This is a genomic window from Polaribacter sp. ALD11 (assembly GCF_002831685.1).
Taxonomy (GTDB): Bacteria; Bacteroidota; Bacteroidia; order Flavobacteriales; family Flavobacteriaceae; genus Polaribacter.
This window is the reverse complement of sequence record NZ_CP025119.1, coordinates 2,026,231-2,042,258: the sequence shown is the minus strand read 5'-3', so window position 1 is coordinate 2,042,258 and position 16,028 is coordinate 2,026,231. Positions and strand designations below refer to the sequence as shown.

The 16,028-nt window shown below is 31.5% G+C and carries 12 protein-coding genes and 1 tRNA gene; 6 read left to right on the top strand and 7 right to left on the bottom strand.

Going from position 1 to position 16,028, the window contains the following annotated elements:
- Positions 1-2: 2 nt before the first annotated feature.
- A complete protein-coding gene (locus CW731_RS09100; protein WP_100946425.1) occupies positions 3-3,140 on the bottom strand; it encodes a DUF2723 domain-containing protein in 3,138 nt (1,045 codons plus the stop codon).
- A 171-nt stretch (positions 3,141-3,311) separates the two neighbouring features.
- Between CW731_RS09100 and CW731_RS09095 the strand changes: the two genes are divergently transcribed.
- The 3 genes from CW731_RS09095 (at position 3,312) to CW731_RS09085 (ending at position 4,529) form a co-directional block, all read left to right on the top strand.
- Positions 3,312-3,383: transfer RNA gene (locus CW731_RS09095), tRNA-Gln, on the top strand.
- Positions 3,384-3,479: 96 nt separating this feature from the next.
- Entirely contained in the window at positions 3,480-4,049 is a 570-nt protein-coding gene (locus CW731_RS09090; protein ID WP_100946424.1) for a DUF421 domain-containing protein, read from the top strand.
- Positions 4,050-4,130: 81 nt separating this feature from the next.
- On the top strand, positions 4,131-4,529 hold the full coding sequence (locus CW731_RS09085; protein WP_100946423.1) for a VOC family protein: 399 nt from the start codon (positions 4,131-4,133) through the stop codon (positions 4,527-4,529).
- Positions 4,530-4,635: 106 nt separating this feature from the next.
- Here CW731_RS09085 and acs read toward each other — a convergent pair whose 3' ends face one another.
- The 5 genes from acs to CW731_RS09060 form a co-directional block, all read right to left on the bottom strand.
- Complete coding sequence (acs, locus tag CW731_RS09080) at positions 4,636-6,543, bottom strand: acetate--CoA ligase (RefSeq protein ID WP_100946422.1); 1,908 nt, start codon at positions 6,541-6,543, stop codon at positions 4,636-4,638.
- Positions 6,544-6,628: 85 nt separating this feature from the next.
- On the bottom strand, positions 6,629-8,557 hold the full coding sequence (gene nagB, locus CW731_RS09075) for a glucosamine-6-phosphate deaminase (protein ID WP_100947667.1): 1,929 nt from the start codon (positions 8,555-8,557) through the stop codon (positions 6,629-6,631).
- A 35-nt stretch (positions 8,558-8,592) separates the two neighbouring features.
- Positions 8,593-9,897 (bottom strand): sugar MFS transporter, encoded by a 1,305-nt coding sequence (locus tag CW731_RS09070; protein WP_100946421.1) that lies wholly within the window; start codon positions 9,895-9,897, stop codon positions 8,593-8,595.
- A gap of 30 nt (positions 9,898-9,927) precedes the next feature.
- On the bottom strand, positions 9,928-10,992 hold the full coding sequence (locus tag CW731_RS09065; RefSeq protein ID WP_100946420.1) for a phosphotransferase enzyme family protein: 1,065 nt from the start codon (positions 10,990-10,992) through the stop codon (positions 9,928-9,930).
- Between the two features lies 1 nt (position 10,993).
- Positions 10,994-11,908: a sugar phosphate nucleotidyltransferase gene (locus CW731_RS09060; RefSeq protein ID WP_100947666.1), complete on the bottom strand. Its 915-nt coding sequence runs from the start codon at positions 11,906-11,908 to the stop codon at positions 10,994-10,996.
- Positions 11,909-12,064: 156 nt separating this feature from the next.
- Between CW731_RS09060 and CW731_RS09055 the strand changes: the two genes are divergently transcribed.
- The 3 genes from CW731_RS09055 to CW731_RS09045 all read left to right on the top strand — a co-directional run bounded on the left by CW731_RS09055 (position 12,065) and on the right by CW731_RS09045 (position 14,603).
- Positions 12,065-13,102 (top strand): LacI family DNA-binding transcriptional regulator, encoded by a 1,038-nt coding sequence (locus CW731_RS09055; protein WP_100946419.1) that lies wholly within the window; start codon positions 12,065-12,067, stop codon positions 13,100-13,102.
- Positions 13,103-13,181: 79 nt separating this feature from the next.
- On the top strand, positions 13,182-13,955 hold the full coding sequence (locus CW731_RS09050) for an alpha/beta hydrolase (protein WP_100946418.1): 774 nt from the start codon (positions 13,182-13,184) through the stop codon (positions 13,953-13,955).
- 9 nt (positions 13,956-13,964) lie between these two features.
- Complete coding sequence (locus CW731_RS09045) at positions 13,965-14,603, top strand: carbohydrate-binding family 9-like protein (RefSeq protein WP_100946417.1); 639 nt, start codon at positions 13,965-13,967, stop codon at positions 14,601-14,603.
- Between the two features lie 108 nt (positions 14,604-14,711).
- Here the strand turns inward: CW731_RS09045 and thrC are convergent, their stop codons facing one another.
- A complete protein-coding gene (gene thrC, locus CW731_RS09040) occupies positions 14,712-15,998 on the bottom strand; it encodes a threonine synthase (RefSeq protein WP_100946416.1) in 1,287 nt (428 codons plus the stop codon).
- Between the last annotated feature and the right edge of the window lie 30 nt (positions 15,999-16,028).

The following is a 16,028-nucleotide window of genomic DNA, read 5'->3' as shown; positions in this document are numbered from 1 at the left end:
AACTAATCTTTAATTATCTCTAAGTCTTCTGTGTTTTCTTCATCTGGCAGTAAATGACCAAAAAGTTTAACTGCGTTCATAAAATCTGTTTGAATTTTAGAAACATAGTTTTTGTCTTTACTTCCTCTTTCTACCTGATCTATTAAGTTTTTAAACATGTATAAAGAGGTGTCAATTTCATCAAAAACAAGATCGCTGTCATTTTTACTAAAAGTACTTAGCCAAGTTAATTTTTCTGTAATTAAGCGAGCTAAGATATTCGCTGTTTTTTTCGCTTTTTCATTTTCACCTAAATTGTAATACATTTCTGGGTAGCCTAAAGATAGACTGTAATGATCAAATTTTTCTATAGGCAATTTGTCTAAAGATAGGTCTAAAATTTCTATGGCTTTTAGGGTATCTCCTTCTTTAGCAAACGCATCAGACAAACGCATTAGACTGTTTCTTAAGGAAATTGCGTTTCTTTTCGTTTGTTCGTCTAAATAAATTTTACCGCTGTTGATGTTTTTCCATTCTAATTTCTGAATATTTGCGTACATTTTTTCAGCATCGATTCTACCAATGTCAAACAAGCTTACTTCACGTTTTCTGCCATTTTGATCAACATATTTAGCAGGTGTTTTTATAGGTACTAATTTAAAAGCTAACCCGTCTAACTGTAAATAATCTTTCAACCAAATATATTCTTCATCAGCGCTTGCGCCACCTGTAAAGTAGATAGGGCGTTTCCAATCGTTATTTGCTAAAACATCTAGCATTAAAATTCTGTTTTTTGTAATACCTCTGTCGTCTATAGTAATGTCTATAAAGTCTACAATTTTATCTGCATCTTTTTGAGCAACAACACCGCTTTTTAAGACATTTTCTTTGTTAACAGGAATTCGAATTCTATTTGTTGGGTAGAATTTTTCTTTAATATTATTCTCTTCATCAATGTAATAAGTAGCATCACTATCTGAAGAAATCCAACGCATAAAATCTTTAATTGCAATCACAGAATCTTTAAATCTTGGGTGTTCTATGTGATATGCAATATCTAAACTTCCGTATTTATATTGGTCGTGTGTTAATTGAGATGGGATAGGAGCAGCCTTATAAGTTGCGCGTTTCATTTGATCTATATACCAATCTGTGGCAAATAAGCTGGTGTTTACTAGTTTTAAATCGGTTCTAATGCCTTCAACCTCTTGCATGTACCAAAGCGGGAATGTATCATTGTCTCCAATGGTAAACATAATGGCATTCTCGTCACAGCTTTCTAAATAAGCTTGTGCATTTAAGCGGGTTGTGTATCTATCTGATCTATTATGATCGTCCCAGTTTTGAGAAGCCATTAATGTTGGGACAGCTAATAATGAAACTGCAGAAACCGCAATTGCAATGGTTTTCTTATTGGCAAAGTTCTTTAAATATTCATAAAGAGCTAAAACACCAAAACCAATCCAAATTGCAAATACATAGAAACTACCTACAACTGCATAATCACGTTCTCTTGGTTCAAAAGGTTTCGGGTTTGTGTAAAAAATAATAGCAAAACCTGTAAAAGCAAAAAATAATAAAAGTGTAAAGAAGTTGTTTTTATCCCATTTTATTTGGAAAAATAAACCAATTAGTCCTAAAATTAGTGGTAAAAAATAGTATTTATTTCGTCCTTTATTTTCTAAAACTTGTGCAGGAAGTTGCTGCTGAGAACCTAATCGAGCTTCGTCAATAAAGTCAATTCCGCTAATCCAATTTCCATTAAAAATATCTAAACGACCTTGAATGTCATTTTGTCTTCCTGTAAAATTCCACATAAAATAACGTCCGTACATGTAGCCAAATTGGTAACTGAACATAAATTTTATGTTTTCGCCAAAAGTGGGTTTTCTTTTGCTATTTGCTGGAATACCTGCAATGGCTTTGTACATTTTTTCTGAACCGGGATCTACCATTCTTGGTATAAAGCCTTTGTGCTTGTCAGAATAATTAGGGGTTACGTTTTTATATTTATTTACAATAATATACTTTCCGTTTATCTGTTCATATTTAGGTTTATCATCTTTAAAAGGCTGTTTTGCGTCTTGTTCTCTTTCAAAAGAATTAGAATAATACGTGTCATAAAAAACATTAGCATCTCCGTATTGTTCACGTTCATAATACGCCAATAATTCGCGCGCACTAGAAGGGTTGTTTTCATTAATAGTAGTATTTGCATTGGCTCTAATTGGTAACATCATCCAAGAAGAAAAACCAATCATAATAAAAAGTACAGATAAAATTAAGGTGTTTGTGTGTACTTTGTTGCTTTTTCTTGTGTATTTTAAACCGAAAAAGAACAGTGCTACTAAGATTACTGCAGCAATAATACTTCCAGAATTATAAGGCATTCCAATAGAATTTATAAAAAATAATTCTGATGCACTAAAGAACTTTAATGTAAAAGGGAATAAAAATTTGAAGACAAACATTAATGCTATAACAGAAATTACAGTTGCGATAGCAGTAGTTTTTAAATTAATGGTTTTATACGTTTTAAAGAAGTACAACATTACAATTGCAGGAATTACCAGCAAAGAAAGTATGTGAACACCAAAAGATAAGCCAACTACAAAACTGATTAGTACTAGCCATTTATTTCCTCTAGTGGTGTGTATTTCGCTTTCCCATTTTAAACCTAACCAAAATAAGATGGCCATTAAAAAGGATGACATTGCGTATACTTCACCTTCTACAGCGCTAAACCAGAAACTATCTGAAAAGGTATATGCTAAAGAGCCAACCATACTACTGCCTAAGATGGCAATGTAGCTTCCTTCGGTAATCTTACCTGTTTTTAGAGATAATTTCTCTCCTAAGTTGGTAATTGTCCAAAACATAAATAAAATGGTAAATGCGCTTGCTAGAGCAGACATAAAGTTTACCATTTTTCCTATTTCAGAAACGTCTGAAGTAAACATTGCAAAAAATGCACCCAACATTTGAAATAAAGGAGCTCCTGGTGGATGCCCTACTTCTAGTTTTATGGCAGTGGCGATATATTCTCCAACATCCCAAGAACTAACGGTTGGTTCTATGGTTAAAGAATAAGTTATTAGAGCAATTACAAATGTTAACCATCCTAAAATGATGTTCCATTTTTTAAATTTTGCTGTTGTCATAAGAATTACAGAATAATGTGTGGGCGAATTTAACAATAATTATTATAAATAGCTTGTTAAGTCTTTAATTGCTTAGACAAATCCTCATAAAACTTTGTTAAATGAAATAAATATTTAAAAATGTTTGTAGATTTGAAATAAAAGTTTAAATTTGCACCCGCATTACAGTATTGGCCTATGGTGTAATTGGTAACACACCGGTTTTTGGTACCGACATTCAAGGTTCGAGTCCTTGTAGGCCAACAAAAAAGTCCTAACAAATTAAATTTGTTAGGACTTTTTACTTTTTGTCCCTTTTTTGTATTTTTGTTTGTCAAGAAATTTAAAATATTCCAAAAAATGAAAGAATGGGTTTTTACGAATACTAAAACACTTCAATTTATATGTATATCTGCCTTGGGTATTTATTTAACTATAATCCTACTTACTAGAATTTTTGGTAAAAGAAGTTTTTCTAAGATGTCTAGTTTTGACTTTGCTTGTACAATAGCCATTGGCTCTATTATTGCTTCTACATTATTATCTAAATCTGTTTCTTTATTTGAGGGTGTTTTTGGTCTGACCATTGTTTATTTGCTTCAAGGAATCACTGCTTATTTAAGAAAATTTAAATTTTTTAGAAATGCAGTTGACAATGAACCATTATTTTTGATGAAAAAGCAAGAAATATTATGGAGTAATATGAAAAAAGCGAAGGTTACAGAAGGAGATTTAAGAGCAAAATTAAGAGAAGCAAATGTACTTCGATTATCGGAAGTAAAAGCCGTTGTTTTTGAAACTACTGGAGATATTTCTGTGCTCCATTCTTCAAAAGAAGAAGAGATAGATAGGTGGATTGTAAAGGGTGTTTTAGATAAGCAAAAGAGTATTAAAGTAATAAGAAAATATAGATACCGTTCATATAAATAGCATTTAAGCAAAAGAATATTTTTTTGAAGCTCTACTTTTGTGCTGTAACACACAGTATATTAATCTTTAAAACCTAAAAATATGAAAGTACAAGCTTATTTAGCATTCGACGGAAATTGTCAAGAAGCATTAAATTTCTACGGAGAATTATTTAACGCAGATGTAGAGAACCGAGTTACTTATGAAGATAAAAAAATAGATGTTTCGTCATCCTATAGGAAAAAATTACAGCATGCAGAATTAAAAGGTAAAGGCATCTCTTTTATGGCATATGATGCTGCACCAGACACTCCAATAAACGCTGGAAACCAAATACATTTAAGTGCAGACTTTAATGATAGGGAAGAGGCAGAAGATGTCTTTAATAATTTATCTAGAAGTGGAATTGTTCATCACGAATTTAGAGAAAGAGAATGGGGTTTCTTCGGAAGATGTACAGACAAATACGGAATTAACTGGATGGTAAATGCTAGAAATTAATTTATTATTTGATTCAATATAAAATGCAAAAAATGGATTGTAAGAAATTACAATCCATTTTTTATGAAATTTTCTGTCTTAAATAATATAGGTATAAGTTTGTTATTTACAATCTATTGTCAATAATACTTTGTACTACTTCTGGGTTCAATAAAGTAGAAACATCACCTAAATTATCCATTTCATTTGAAGCTATTTTACGTAAAATACGTCTCATAATTTTCCCAGAACGTGTTTTTGGAAGCCCTTCCGAAAACTGAATTTTATCCAATTTTGCAATCGGTCCAATATGTTCTGTAATAATTTGATTAATTTCTTTTCTTAAGTTATTGTGATCTCTGCTTTCTCCTGCGTCTTTTAGCGTTACGTAGCCATAAAGAGCACTTCCTTTAATATCATGTGGAAAACCTACAATAGCACTTTCTGCAACTGCTGGATGTTCATTTATTGCATCTTCAATTGGCGCTGTTCCTAAATTGTGACCAGAAACAATAATTACATCATCTACTCTTCCTGTAATTCTATAATAGCCAACTTCATCTCTTAAAGCTCCATCACCAGTAAAATACATATTCTTGTATGCAGAAAAATAGGTTTCTTTATAACGTTCGTGATTTCCCCAAATAGTTCTAGCGATACTTGGCCAAGGAAACTTTATACACAGGCGTCCTTCAACTTGATTTCCTTTTAATTCGTCTCCTTTTTCATCCATTAGAGCGGGTTGCACTCCTATAAAAGGCAACGTTGCGTACGTTGGTTTTGTGGGTGTTACATACGGAATTGGGGTAATCATAATTCCGCCTGTTTCTGTTTGCCACCAAGAATCTATAATCGGGCTCTTCTTTCGACCAACATTGTCGTTATACCAATGCCATGCTTCCTCATTTATAGGTTCACCAACAGATCCTAGTACTTTTAAAGAAGATAAATCATATTTACCTACCAATTCTGTACCTTGTTTAGCCAAAGCTCTAATAGCTGTTGGTGCAGTATAAAACTGATTCACCTTATGTTTGTCTACAATCTCCCAAAAGCGTCCGAAATCTGGATAACTAGGCACACCTTCGAATAATACGGTTGTTGCTCCGTTTGCTAACGGACCATACACAATGTAAGAATGACCAGTAATCCAACCAATGTCTGCCGTACACCAATAGACATCATTGTCTCTATATTGAAATGCATTTTTAAATGTATATGCTGTGTACACCATATAACCTGCGGTTGTATGTACCATTCCTTTTGGTTTCCCTGTAGAACCAGAAGTGTATAAAATAAATAACGGATCTTCTGCATCCATAATTTCTGCGTCACACACGGTCGAAGCATTGTCTAATAAAGGTTGTAACCATTTATCACGCCCTTCTTTCATGTTGATATTAGACTTAATTCTTTTTGCAACTAACACTGTTTTTACACTAGGACAGTCTTCTAAAGCCTCATCAACAATTCCTTTTAAGTCGATTGTTTTTGCGCCTCTATAAGAACCGTCAGAAGTAATGACCATTTTACAATCAGAATCATTAATTCTTGTAGATAATGCTGTAGATGAAAATCCGGCAAAAACTACAGAATGAATCGCGCCAATTCTAGCGCAAGCTAATAATGAAATGGCCAATTCAGGAATCATAGGAACATAAATGCAAACTCTATCTCCTTTTTCAACTCCTTGCTCTTTCAATACATTTGCAAACTGATTTACTCTTTGGTGCAACTGTTTATAAGTAATATGTTCTGCTGGTTCATCCGGGTTATTAGGTTCGAATAAAATAGCCGTTTTATCTCCACGAGTTGCTAAATGTCGATCAATACAATTTTCTGTAATGTTTAATTTTGCGCCCTCAAACCATTTAATTTGTGGTTTAGAAAAGTCCCAATCTAAAACTTTGTCCCATTTTTTTCTCCAAACAAAATGTTCTTCGGCAATTTCCTCCCAAAAATTTTCAGGTTCACGAATCGATTTTCTATAAACTTTATAATATTCTTCTAAATGTTTTATGTGGTAATTGCTCATAGAATAATTGATTTTAATTTTTTCTAAATACTATTTTAGTAAAAATGAGATTATTGGTTGATACTTTCTTAATGGTTTATAGCATTTAATATTTCCATCTTACAAAAGCTTCCATAGCTGCGTAATGAGATAGACCTAATTGGTCATATAACTCTGCAGTTTCTCTATTTCTATCTTCTGCTCGTTGCCAAAACTCTCTACTATCTGCACCTTGAAAAACAACGCCATCTTTTTGAGATTGATGTTTAAATATTCCTTTTCTTTTCTCTAAAACTTGATCTGGCCCCATTGGTACAGCCATTTCTATTTCGTCTACTCCCCATTCTTGCCATGCACCTCTGTATAGCCAAACCCAACAATCATCCATGAATTTTTTAGGTTTTAATTCTTTTACTGCAGAGAAAATGGCGTCTAAACAAACTTTATGTGTTCCGTGAGGATCTGCTAAATCTCCTGCAGCATAAATTTGATGAGGTTTTATTTTTTCAATTAAATCTGAAGTAATTTTCACATCTCCAACTCCTATAGGATTCTTTTTAATTGCTCCAGTTTCATAGAATGGTAATTCCATAAAATGGATTTGTGAATCTGGCAAGCCTATAAAATGACTTGTTGCTCTTGCTTCTCCTTTTCTTATCAATCCTTTAATGTATCGAACTTCTGGAGTATCGATTTCACTAGATTTTTTATTCTTTAAAAAGGTAGCTGCCTTCTTATAAATTTTATTTGCTTCCGAATTATCAATTCCGAATTTATCATTATAATCACAAACAAAACTTGCAAAACGAAGTGCTTCGTCATCTGCAACTGCAATGTTTCCTGAAGTTTGATAACCAACATGCACTTCATGCCCTTGCTCATGCAATCTCTTAAAAGTTCCACCCATACTAATAATATCATCATCTGGGTGTGGACTGAAAATTAATACACGTTTTTTAGCAGGTTCTGATCTTTCTGGCCTTTTGTTGTCGTCTGAGTTTGGTTTTCCTCCAGGCCAACCTGTAATTGTGTTTTGTAATTTATTAAATATACTAATGTTAATATCATATGCGGGGCCAAAATCTGCTAACAAATCGCTCATTCCGTTTTCAATATAATCAGCATCTGTTAACATTAAAATTGGTTTCTTTAAATACAAAGCTAAACTCAAAACTGCTTTTCTAGTAAGTGTATCTGTCCAAACTATTTTTTCTACCAACCAAGGTGTGTTTATTCTTGTTAATTTAGAGGCTGCTGCTTGATCTAAAATAAATGTAGCATTTCTGTGTTCTTGTAAGTAAGATGCAGGCACTAAACTACTAACTTGGTCTTCAGCAGAAGCTTTAATAATATTAGATTTTCCTTCTCCCCAAGCCATTAAAATGACTCTTTTAGCTTCCATTATTTTTTTAACACCTAAAGTAATTGCAGTTCTTGGTGTATTTTCTAAGCCAGAAAAGTCTCCACTTGCTGCAACTCTTGTGATATGATCTAAAGCAACTAATCTTGTTTTTGAATTTTGAAGTGATCCAGATTCGTTAAAACCTATATGCCCATTTCCTCCAATTCCTAATATTTGTAAGTCAATTCCTCCAAAAGCTTCAATTTTTGCTTCATATTGATCGCAATAATTTCTAATCTCTTTTTTAGGTAAAGTTCCGTCTGGTACAAAACAATTTTCTGGTAAAATATCTATGTGGTTAAACAATTGTTCTTGCATAAAACGCACATAACTGTTTACAGAATCTGGTTCCATTGGGTAATACTCATCCAAATTAAAAGAGACCACATTTCTAAAACTTAACCCTTCTTCTTTGTGTAGTCTTACCAATTCTGCATACAAACCTTTTGGAGAAGAACCTGTTGCTAAGCCTAAAATACAAGGTTGTTTTTGAGATTGTTTTACCTTAATAAGGCTAGCTATTTCTTGAGCAATTGCTTTTGATGCAGCTGTTGCTTCTTGAAAAACTACAGTACCTATATTTTCGAATCTTTTTTCGAAACCTGTTGCTTTGTCTATATTACTTTTTAACATAATGTGTTGTTTGTTTCTGTGAAAAGTTTGTGTTGTTATTTCCTCCAATTTTTTATTTTATGTCCCCAAATAGCGAAAAAGAGAACAATAGCATAACAAGGAATTAGAATCCAATAACTGCTTGTAGAGGCAGTTGCCATTGCTTGTGCTTCTTCGATTCCGCTCGTAATTAATTTATCTTTTGTAGCGTCTACAATTCTACCATATAAAGGAGGTATAATTGCACCCCCAGAAATTGCCATAATTAATAGAGCAGAACCTGTTTTTGTAAACCTCCCTAAACCGTCTAAAGTTAAAGGCCAAATTGCTGGCCAAACCAATGCATTTGCAACTCCTAAGGCAGCTACAAATAAAATAGATGTAAAACCAGTTGTATTTAAAATGCAGAAACTGAAAATGATTCCTAAAATGGCGCTTATAATTAAAGCTGTTTTTTGTTTTACATACTTCGGTATTAAGAAAACACCCAAAGCGTACGTTGCAACCATTGCCATTAATGTATAGGTTGTGAAATACTTAGCTTCTTCACCTGTAAAGCCAAGAGAAATTCCGTAAGCAATAATAGTATCTCCAGCAATAACCTCTGCACCAACATATACAAATAATGCTAATACACCTAACCATAAATTAGGAAACTGAAAAATACTTGTTTTAGCAGTTTTTCCTTTTTCTATTTCTTCTGTTTCATCTGCTTCAACATTTGGTAATGGTGCTTTTCTTATTAGAATTCCTAGTACAAATAATACAATTGCCATAATTATATAAGGCATAAAAACACTATCTGCCATGGTATCTAACAAAACATTTTTCTCTTCTAGAGTAGCGCCAGCTAATTTTTCTTTTGTTTCATCAATACCTGATAATAAAATAGCACCGAAGATTAAAGAACCTAAAGCACCTGCTGTTTTATTTGCAATTCCCATAATAGCAATACGTTTTGCACCACTGTCTATAGGACCTAAAATAGTAATGTATGGGTTTGCTGCTGTTTGCAAAATTGTCATACCAACACCCTGAATAAAAATACCGGTTAAAAACACCCAGTACGTTCTTGCTTCTGCTGCAGGAATAAAAACCAATGCGCCAATTGCCATAATAATTAGTCCTAAAGACATTCCTTTCTTATAGCCAATTTTATTTAGTATATAAGAGGCGGGTAATGCCATTACTACAAACGAAATGTAAGAAGCAGAGGCTACTAAATAAGATTGGGCATCTGTTAATTCGTTTATGGTTTTCATAAATGGAATTAAAGCTCCATTGATCCAGGTTACAAAGCCGAAAATGAAAAATAAACTCGCAATAATTATAATTGCTGTTGTGTTATTTTTTTGTTGCATGATTTTTTTGGTTTAATAGATGGTTATTTTTTATATTGATAATTTTTCAGAAAAACTTTCAATCAATTTAAATTGATTTTTGGCTCTGTCTAAATTGTGTTCTTCATAATTTGTTTTGTAATAAACATCATTATTTAAATAATCTGTTAAAAACCTTATTGCCATTATAAAAATCATAGTTTTTGCTGCTAAAGGCAAGTGTTTTAATTCTGTTTCAGACAATGAGTCTTTAGTTTTTTCTAAAAAACCTTTTTCATATGCTTTGTAATATTCTAAATTAAATTCAACTTTAGATAACTCTTTTTCATCTTCTGCAGCCGTATTACAAATGGTTCTAATAGCATCACCAAAATCATAATGTATAATCCCTGGCATTACAGTATCTGTATCTATCATACAGATACCTTTGTTGTCTTTGTCGAAAAGAGAATTAGATATTTTCGTGTCGTTATGAGTTACTCTTACAGGAATTTCTCCTGCTTCTTTCAATTCTTGTAAAATGTGCATTTCATTTTTTAAAGCTACAACTATTTTTATGTATTTAGCAGCTTTCGTTAAACGTGCTTTCGAAGCACTTTGTATAGAAGAAGCATATTGCTTGTAACGAAAAGACATGTCATGAAAATTAGGAATAACGTCTATTAATTTACTGCTATCAAAGTCTGAAGTTAAATTAAGAAAATCTCCTAGAAGTTTACCGCCTTCATAGGCTATTTCTTCTTCTTTTACAATTTCGTATGTAATGCTATCTTCAATAAAAATCATCACATTCCAGAAATCACCATTCTCATTATGATAATAAAAATCTGTATTTTTTGCTTTCACAAAACTTAAAACTGTTTTATTTAATTCTTTATGAGATAAGTTTGGATACTTACTTCTAATATGATTGCTTGTTAAAACCTTGTTGTTTACCAAACCAGGAACGTCTTTGAAAATAGCGTGATTTATTCTCTGGAGAATGTAATCTTTATTGCCGTCTGATTTTATTAAAAAAGTGTCGTTTATATGACCAGAATTTAATTCTGAATGACTTACATAATTCGATTGATGATCGAATTTGTTAAAAATAGATGTTAGAATTTCTGCATTCATATTAGTTCCATAATTTAGTTGGATACACTCCGTTCTCTTTCAATTTATTGATTTCTTTTTGTGCTTTTTCTTTGTCTTCACTATACGTAACACCAAACCATATAGAGTCTGATTCTAGTACTTTTACAGAGGCTTTTTCAGACGCTAACATTTTATTTACAATTGTTGGTAAATAGAATTCTGCCTTTAAATTTTGGGTGTTTTTTTCTAAAAAATCTAAAAATAATTCATCTCCAAATTCAAAACATTTTGGTGTAAACCCCCAAAAATTCATAGAAACAGTTGTGTTTGTATCAATAGGAATCATTTTTCCATTATCATCTTCACTTTTTAAAGTTCCATCAATTTTTTCGATTCGAACTCTTTCAGTAACATCTGTTAAAAAGCCGTCTTTATTTACGGTACATTCTCCTCTAGAAACATAGCCATTATCTGAAACCGTATTTTTTAAAGAATAAGCAACCATACTAAAATCGTAACTATTTGTATCTGTATTTCTTAATTGTTCTGCAATTGCATCAAAAGCTTGTCTGCTATAGAAATCATCTGCATTTATAATGGCAAAATTTTCTTTAATAACATCTTTTGTCATTAATAAAGCATGCCCAGTTCCCCAAGGTTTAATTCTTTCTGAATTTCTATACTTTTCTGGTACATTTTCTAATTCTTGAAATACGTATTCAATCTCAACTTTACCAGCTAGTTTTTCATTAAAAATAGCTTTAAATTCTGCTTGAAAACTTTTTCGAATAATAAAAACAACTTTTCCAAAACCAGCCTGAATTGCATCATATAAAGAGAAATCTATTATTGTGTCTCCTTCAGGGGTAAAAGTATCCATTTGCTTCAATCCGCCATATCTACTCCCCATTCCTGCTGCAAGAATAACTAATGTTGGTTTGTTGTGTTTGCTCATAAGAGGTTGGTTTTTAGGTGTTTTTGTTGTTTTTAAAGAGTTGTTATTTGTTACTTTATTTACAAAAATATATAATTTTTTTTGTGTTACCAAGATGTTTTTAATAAATTGTGCTCGAACACACTTTATGAAACAAAAATATTTATATTTGCCATAATGAAGAAATACACCATTAAAAACATTGCAGAGTTAGCAGGCGTATCTAAAGGAACAGTAGATAGAGTAATTCATAAAAGAGGTAAGGTTTCGAAAAAAGCTTTAGAGAAAGTGAATGCTGTATTAAATGAAATAGACTATAAACCAAACTTGTTGGCTAGGAGTTTAAAAAAAACAAAAGAGTATCACATTTGTGTTGTTTTGCCAGATTTTAATAAAGACCCTTTTTGGCGTCCTTGTTTCGAAGGAATTGAAGCAGCTGTTGATGAATTTGCCTCTTTTGGTATTTTTATAGAGCCTTTCTTTTTTTATCCTAATGATGTAAATTCCTTTATAGAAATTAATAATAAAGTCTTAGAGTTGTCTCCGGATGCTGTCTTATTAGCTCCTCTGTTTTATAAAGAAACAGTAGATATTGTTAATAATTATGCGCTTGCAAATATTATTGTAAGCAAATTTAATAATCAATTAGAAACTGAAAAAACGAAAAACTTTGTTGGTCAAGATTTATTTAAAAGTGGAAGAATTGCTGCAAGTTTGCTTAAAATGATAATAACAAAAAAAGCTGCTATTGCCATTATTCACATTGATGAAGATTATAATAATTCGATTCACATGCAGGAAAAAGAAAAAGGATTTCGACATTATTTTAATGAATTAGAGAGTTCTAATTACGTTATAGATACGTACAATTCTAAACAAACTGAACTTGAAAATAACTTGAATAATATTCTTATTGCCTCATCTTCGGTTGAAGCTGTATTTGTGACTACTTCTAAAGTTTATAAAGTTGCAGAATATATAAAAGAAAAGAATCTGAAAAACGTAAAGCTTATTGGTTACGATTTATTAGATGAAAATATAGAGTATTTAAACGATGGCATTATTAATTTTTTAATTCACCAAAACCCTAAAAAACAAGTGTATTTAGGACTATCTTATTTGGCTGATTATTTTCTTTTTGATAAAGAGATTCCTGCTAAAAGTTTATTACCTATCGATATAATTACCTCAGAAAATTTAGAAACTTATTTGTAATGTTTATACAAGTATAAATTATTGTCAAAAAAAAAGATGAATATATTTGACATATAGTGCTTTAATTTAATCATTTAAAATGACCAATAAAATTTATATTTCGGAAGATGAAACTCCAAATCAATCAAAGGAGAAAAACGAACCAAAAATTGCATTTGACAAGAATAGTAATACCACTAAATTAATTGAGGTTACACATCCGTTAATAGAAGTATTTAAGCCCGAAGAAAATAACAATAACGGAAAGGCAATTTTAATTTGTCCTGGAGGTAGTTATAAAATACTCGCGTTAGACAAAGAAGGAACAGAGCCTGCGTTATGGCTAAATACGTTAGGTTATACCGCGTATGTTTTACAATATAGAGTTCCAGATAACATAGAAGGCGCTTTTAATGATGTGCAAAACGCTTTTAAAATTATTAAAAATAAGTTCAATCATACTAAAGTTGGCGTGTTGGGTTTTTCTGCTGGCGCACATTTATGTGCACGCTTAAGTACTTGTTTTTCTAAAGTTTCTAAGACCAACGAAAATGAAATTGATGCAGAACAGTATAAACTAGATTTTTCACTTTTAATTTATCCTGCATATTTAGATTTAGGAGAAAATAAAAGTATTTCACCTAATTTGTTGCAAGACAAAAATGTTCCACCTATTTTTATTTTTGGGACAGAAGATGATGCATATTTTAATAGTGTACTTACTTTTGCAAACTATTTAAAATTATTAAAAAGTAATTTTGAATTGCAGACATTAACCTCTGGTGGTCATGGATATGGATTGAGAAAAGGAAATAAAGCCGCAGAAACTTGGCCTTCTTTAGTTGAAAAATGGTTAAATTCTATAACTGAATAATTGATAATAATGAGTAGCTACAAAGTAAATTTTATTAAAGATAAAGAAGTAATTATTTTAGGTGACGGAAATAACTCAATCTGGAAAAAAGCAAATGGATTAACCAATTTTTCTTCCCCTTGGGATAATAAACCCGTTAAAAAAATAGAATTTAAGGCAATTCATAATTCAGAAAAGATATTTTTTCAGTTTAAAGTTGATGATGATCAAACGCATGTACATGCTTCAGATGATAAAAAGGATAGTATTAATAGTTCTGATAGAGTAGAATTGTTTTTTAGAAGTGATGCAGCTCTAGATCCTTATTATTGTTTAGAAATTGATACCACTGCTAGAATTATGGACTTTCAAGCGAGGCCAAATAGGGTATTTGACTTTAATTGGAATTGGCCAAGTAAAGATATTGTGGTAAAAGCATCAGTAAATAAAGATCATTTTATTGTAGAAATTGCAATTTCGCTTCAATCTTTAAAAGATTTAAACTTGTTAAAAGAGGGGTGTATTGAAACAGGAATTTACAGAGCAAAATACAATAAACAAGAAGATACTTCTTTCGAACCAACTTGGATAACTTGGGTAAATCCGAATACACCAACTCCGGATTTTCATACCTCAACATCATTCGGGCTTTTAGAATTGGAATACTAAATAATTAGAGTCAAAAAAAACGAAACGCTAGTAATTGCGTTTTAAACTTAAAAGAAGATAATAAGTATAAAAAAAGCCAATGAAATGGAGTTCATTGGCTTTTAATTTTTAAGATTTCATTAAAAAATCCTTTAAATCTTTATAATTTGCAGCTTTTATAGCTACTTTTTTATTATTGATAATTTTCTTTATCTGTGCTGGAATTTCCACTTTAACAGGCAACGTTTCTTCAACAACATCTAAAAACTTTACAGGATGCGCAGTTTCTAGAAAAACGCCAAATTCGTTTTCTTTTAATCCGTGTTTTTTCAAACCTAAATAACCAACAGCTCCATGCGGATCTGCAACATATCCAGAATTTTCATAGATATCTTTCATAGTAGTTCGAGTTTCATTATCAGAAAAACTATATGAAGAAAAAGCACTTTTAAGTGTTTCCAAGTCATTATTAAACAATTCTTGTATTCTAATAAAGTTACTCGGGTTCCCAACATCCATCGCGTTAGAAATAGTTGCTTTAGATGGTTTTGGTTTGTAAACGCCGTCTACTAAATAATTAGGTACTGTATCATTTACATTCGTAGAAGCTACAAAATGTTTAATAGGTAAACCTAGTTTTTGAGCCATAATTCCTGCACAGATATTCCCGAAGTTTCCACTTGGTACAGAAAAGATTAAATCTTTGTGTTTTTTATGTAATTCTTTATAAGCAAAGAAAAAGTAAAACATTTGTGGTAACCAACGCGCAACGTTTATAGAATTTGCAGAGGTTAATGTCTTTGTAATTTCTTCATCTAAGAAAGCGGTTTTTACCATTTCCTGGCAATCGTCAAAAACACCATCAACTTCTAGTGCAGTAATATTTTGACCAAGAGTTGTTAGTTGTTTTTCTTGAATATCGCTTACTTTTCCTGAAGGATATAAAATAACCACATTTACGCCTTTTGCGCCTAAAAATCCGTTTGCAACTGCGCCTCCTGTATCTCCTGAAGTTGCGACTAAAACGGTTACTTCGTCATTATTATCTTTGTTGAAATATTCTAAACACTGTGCCATAAATTTTGCACCAACATCTTTAAAAGCCATTGTTGGTCCATGAAATAATTCTAAAGCAGCGATATTATCATCTACTTTTACCAAAGGAAAATCGAAAGAAACTGTTTCTTTAATAATCTCTTTTAGTTTTTTAGTAGGAATTTCATCACCTACAAACTGTTTAATTACTTCGTAGGCAATTTCATGATTTGTATAATCAGAAATATTTTCAATAAAATCTTTTGAAAGTTGCTGAATGTTATCTGGAAAATAAATTCCTCTGTCTTTTGCCAAACCTTGTACAACTGCATTTTTAAAAGTTGATATTGGCGATTTATGGTGTAAACTGTAGTAGTTCATTTTTTTTTGATTTTGTCTGTCATTGCGAGA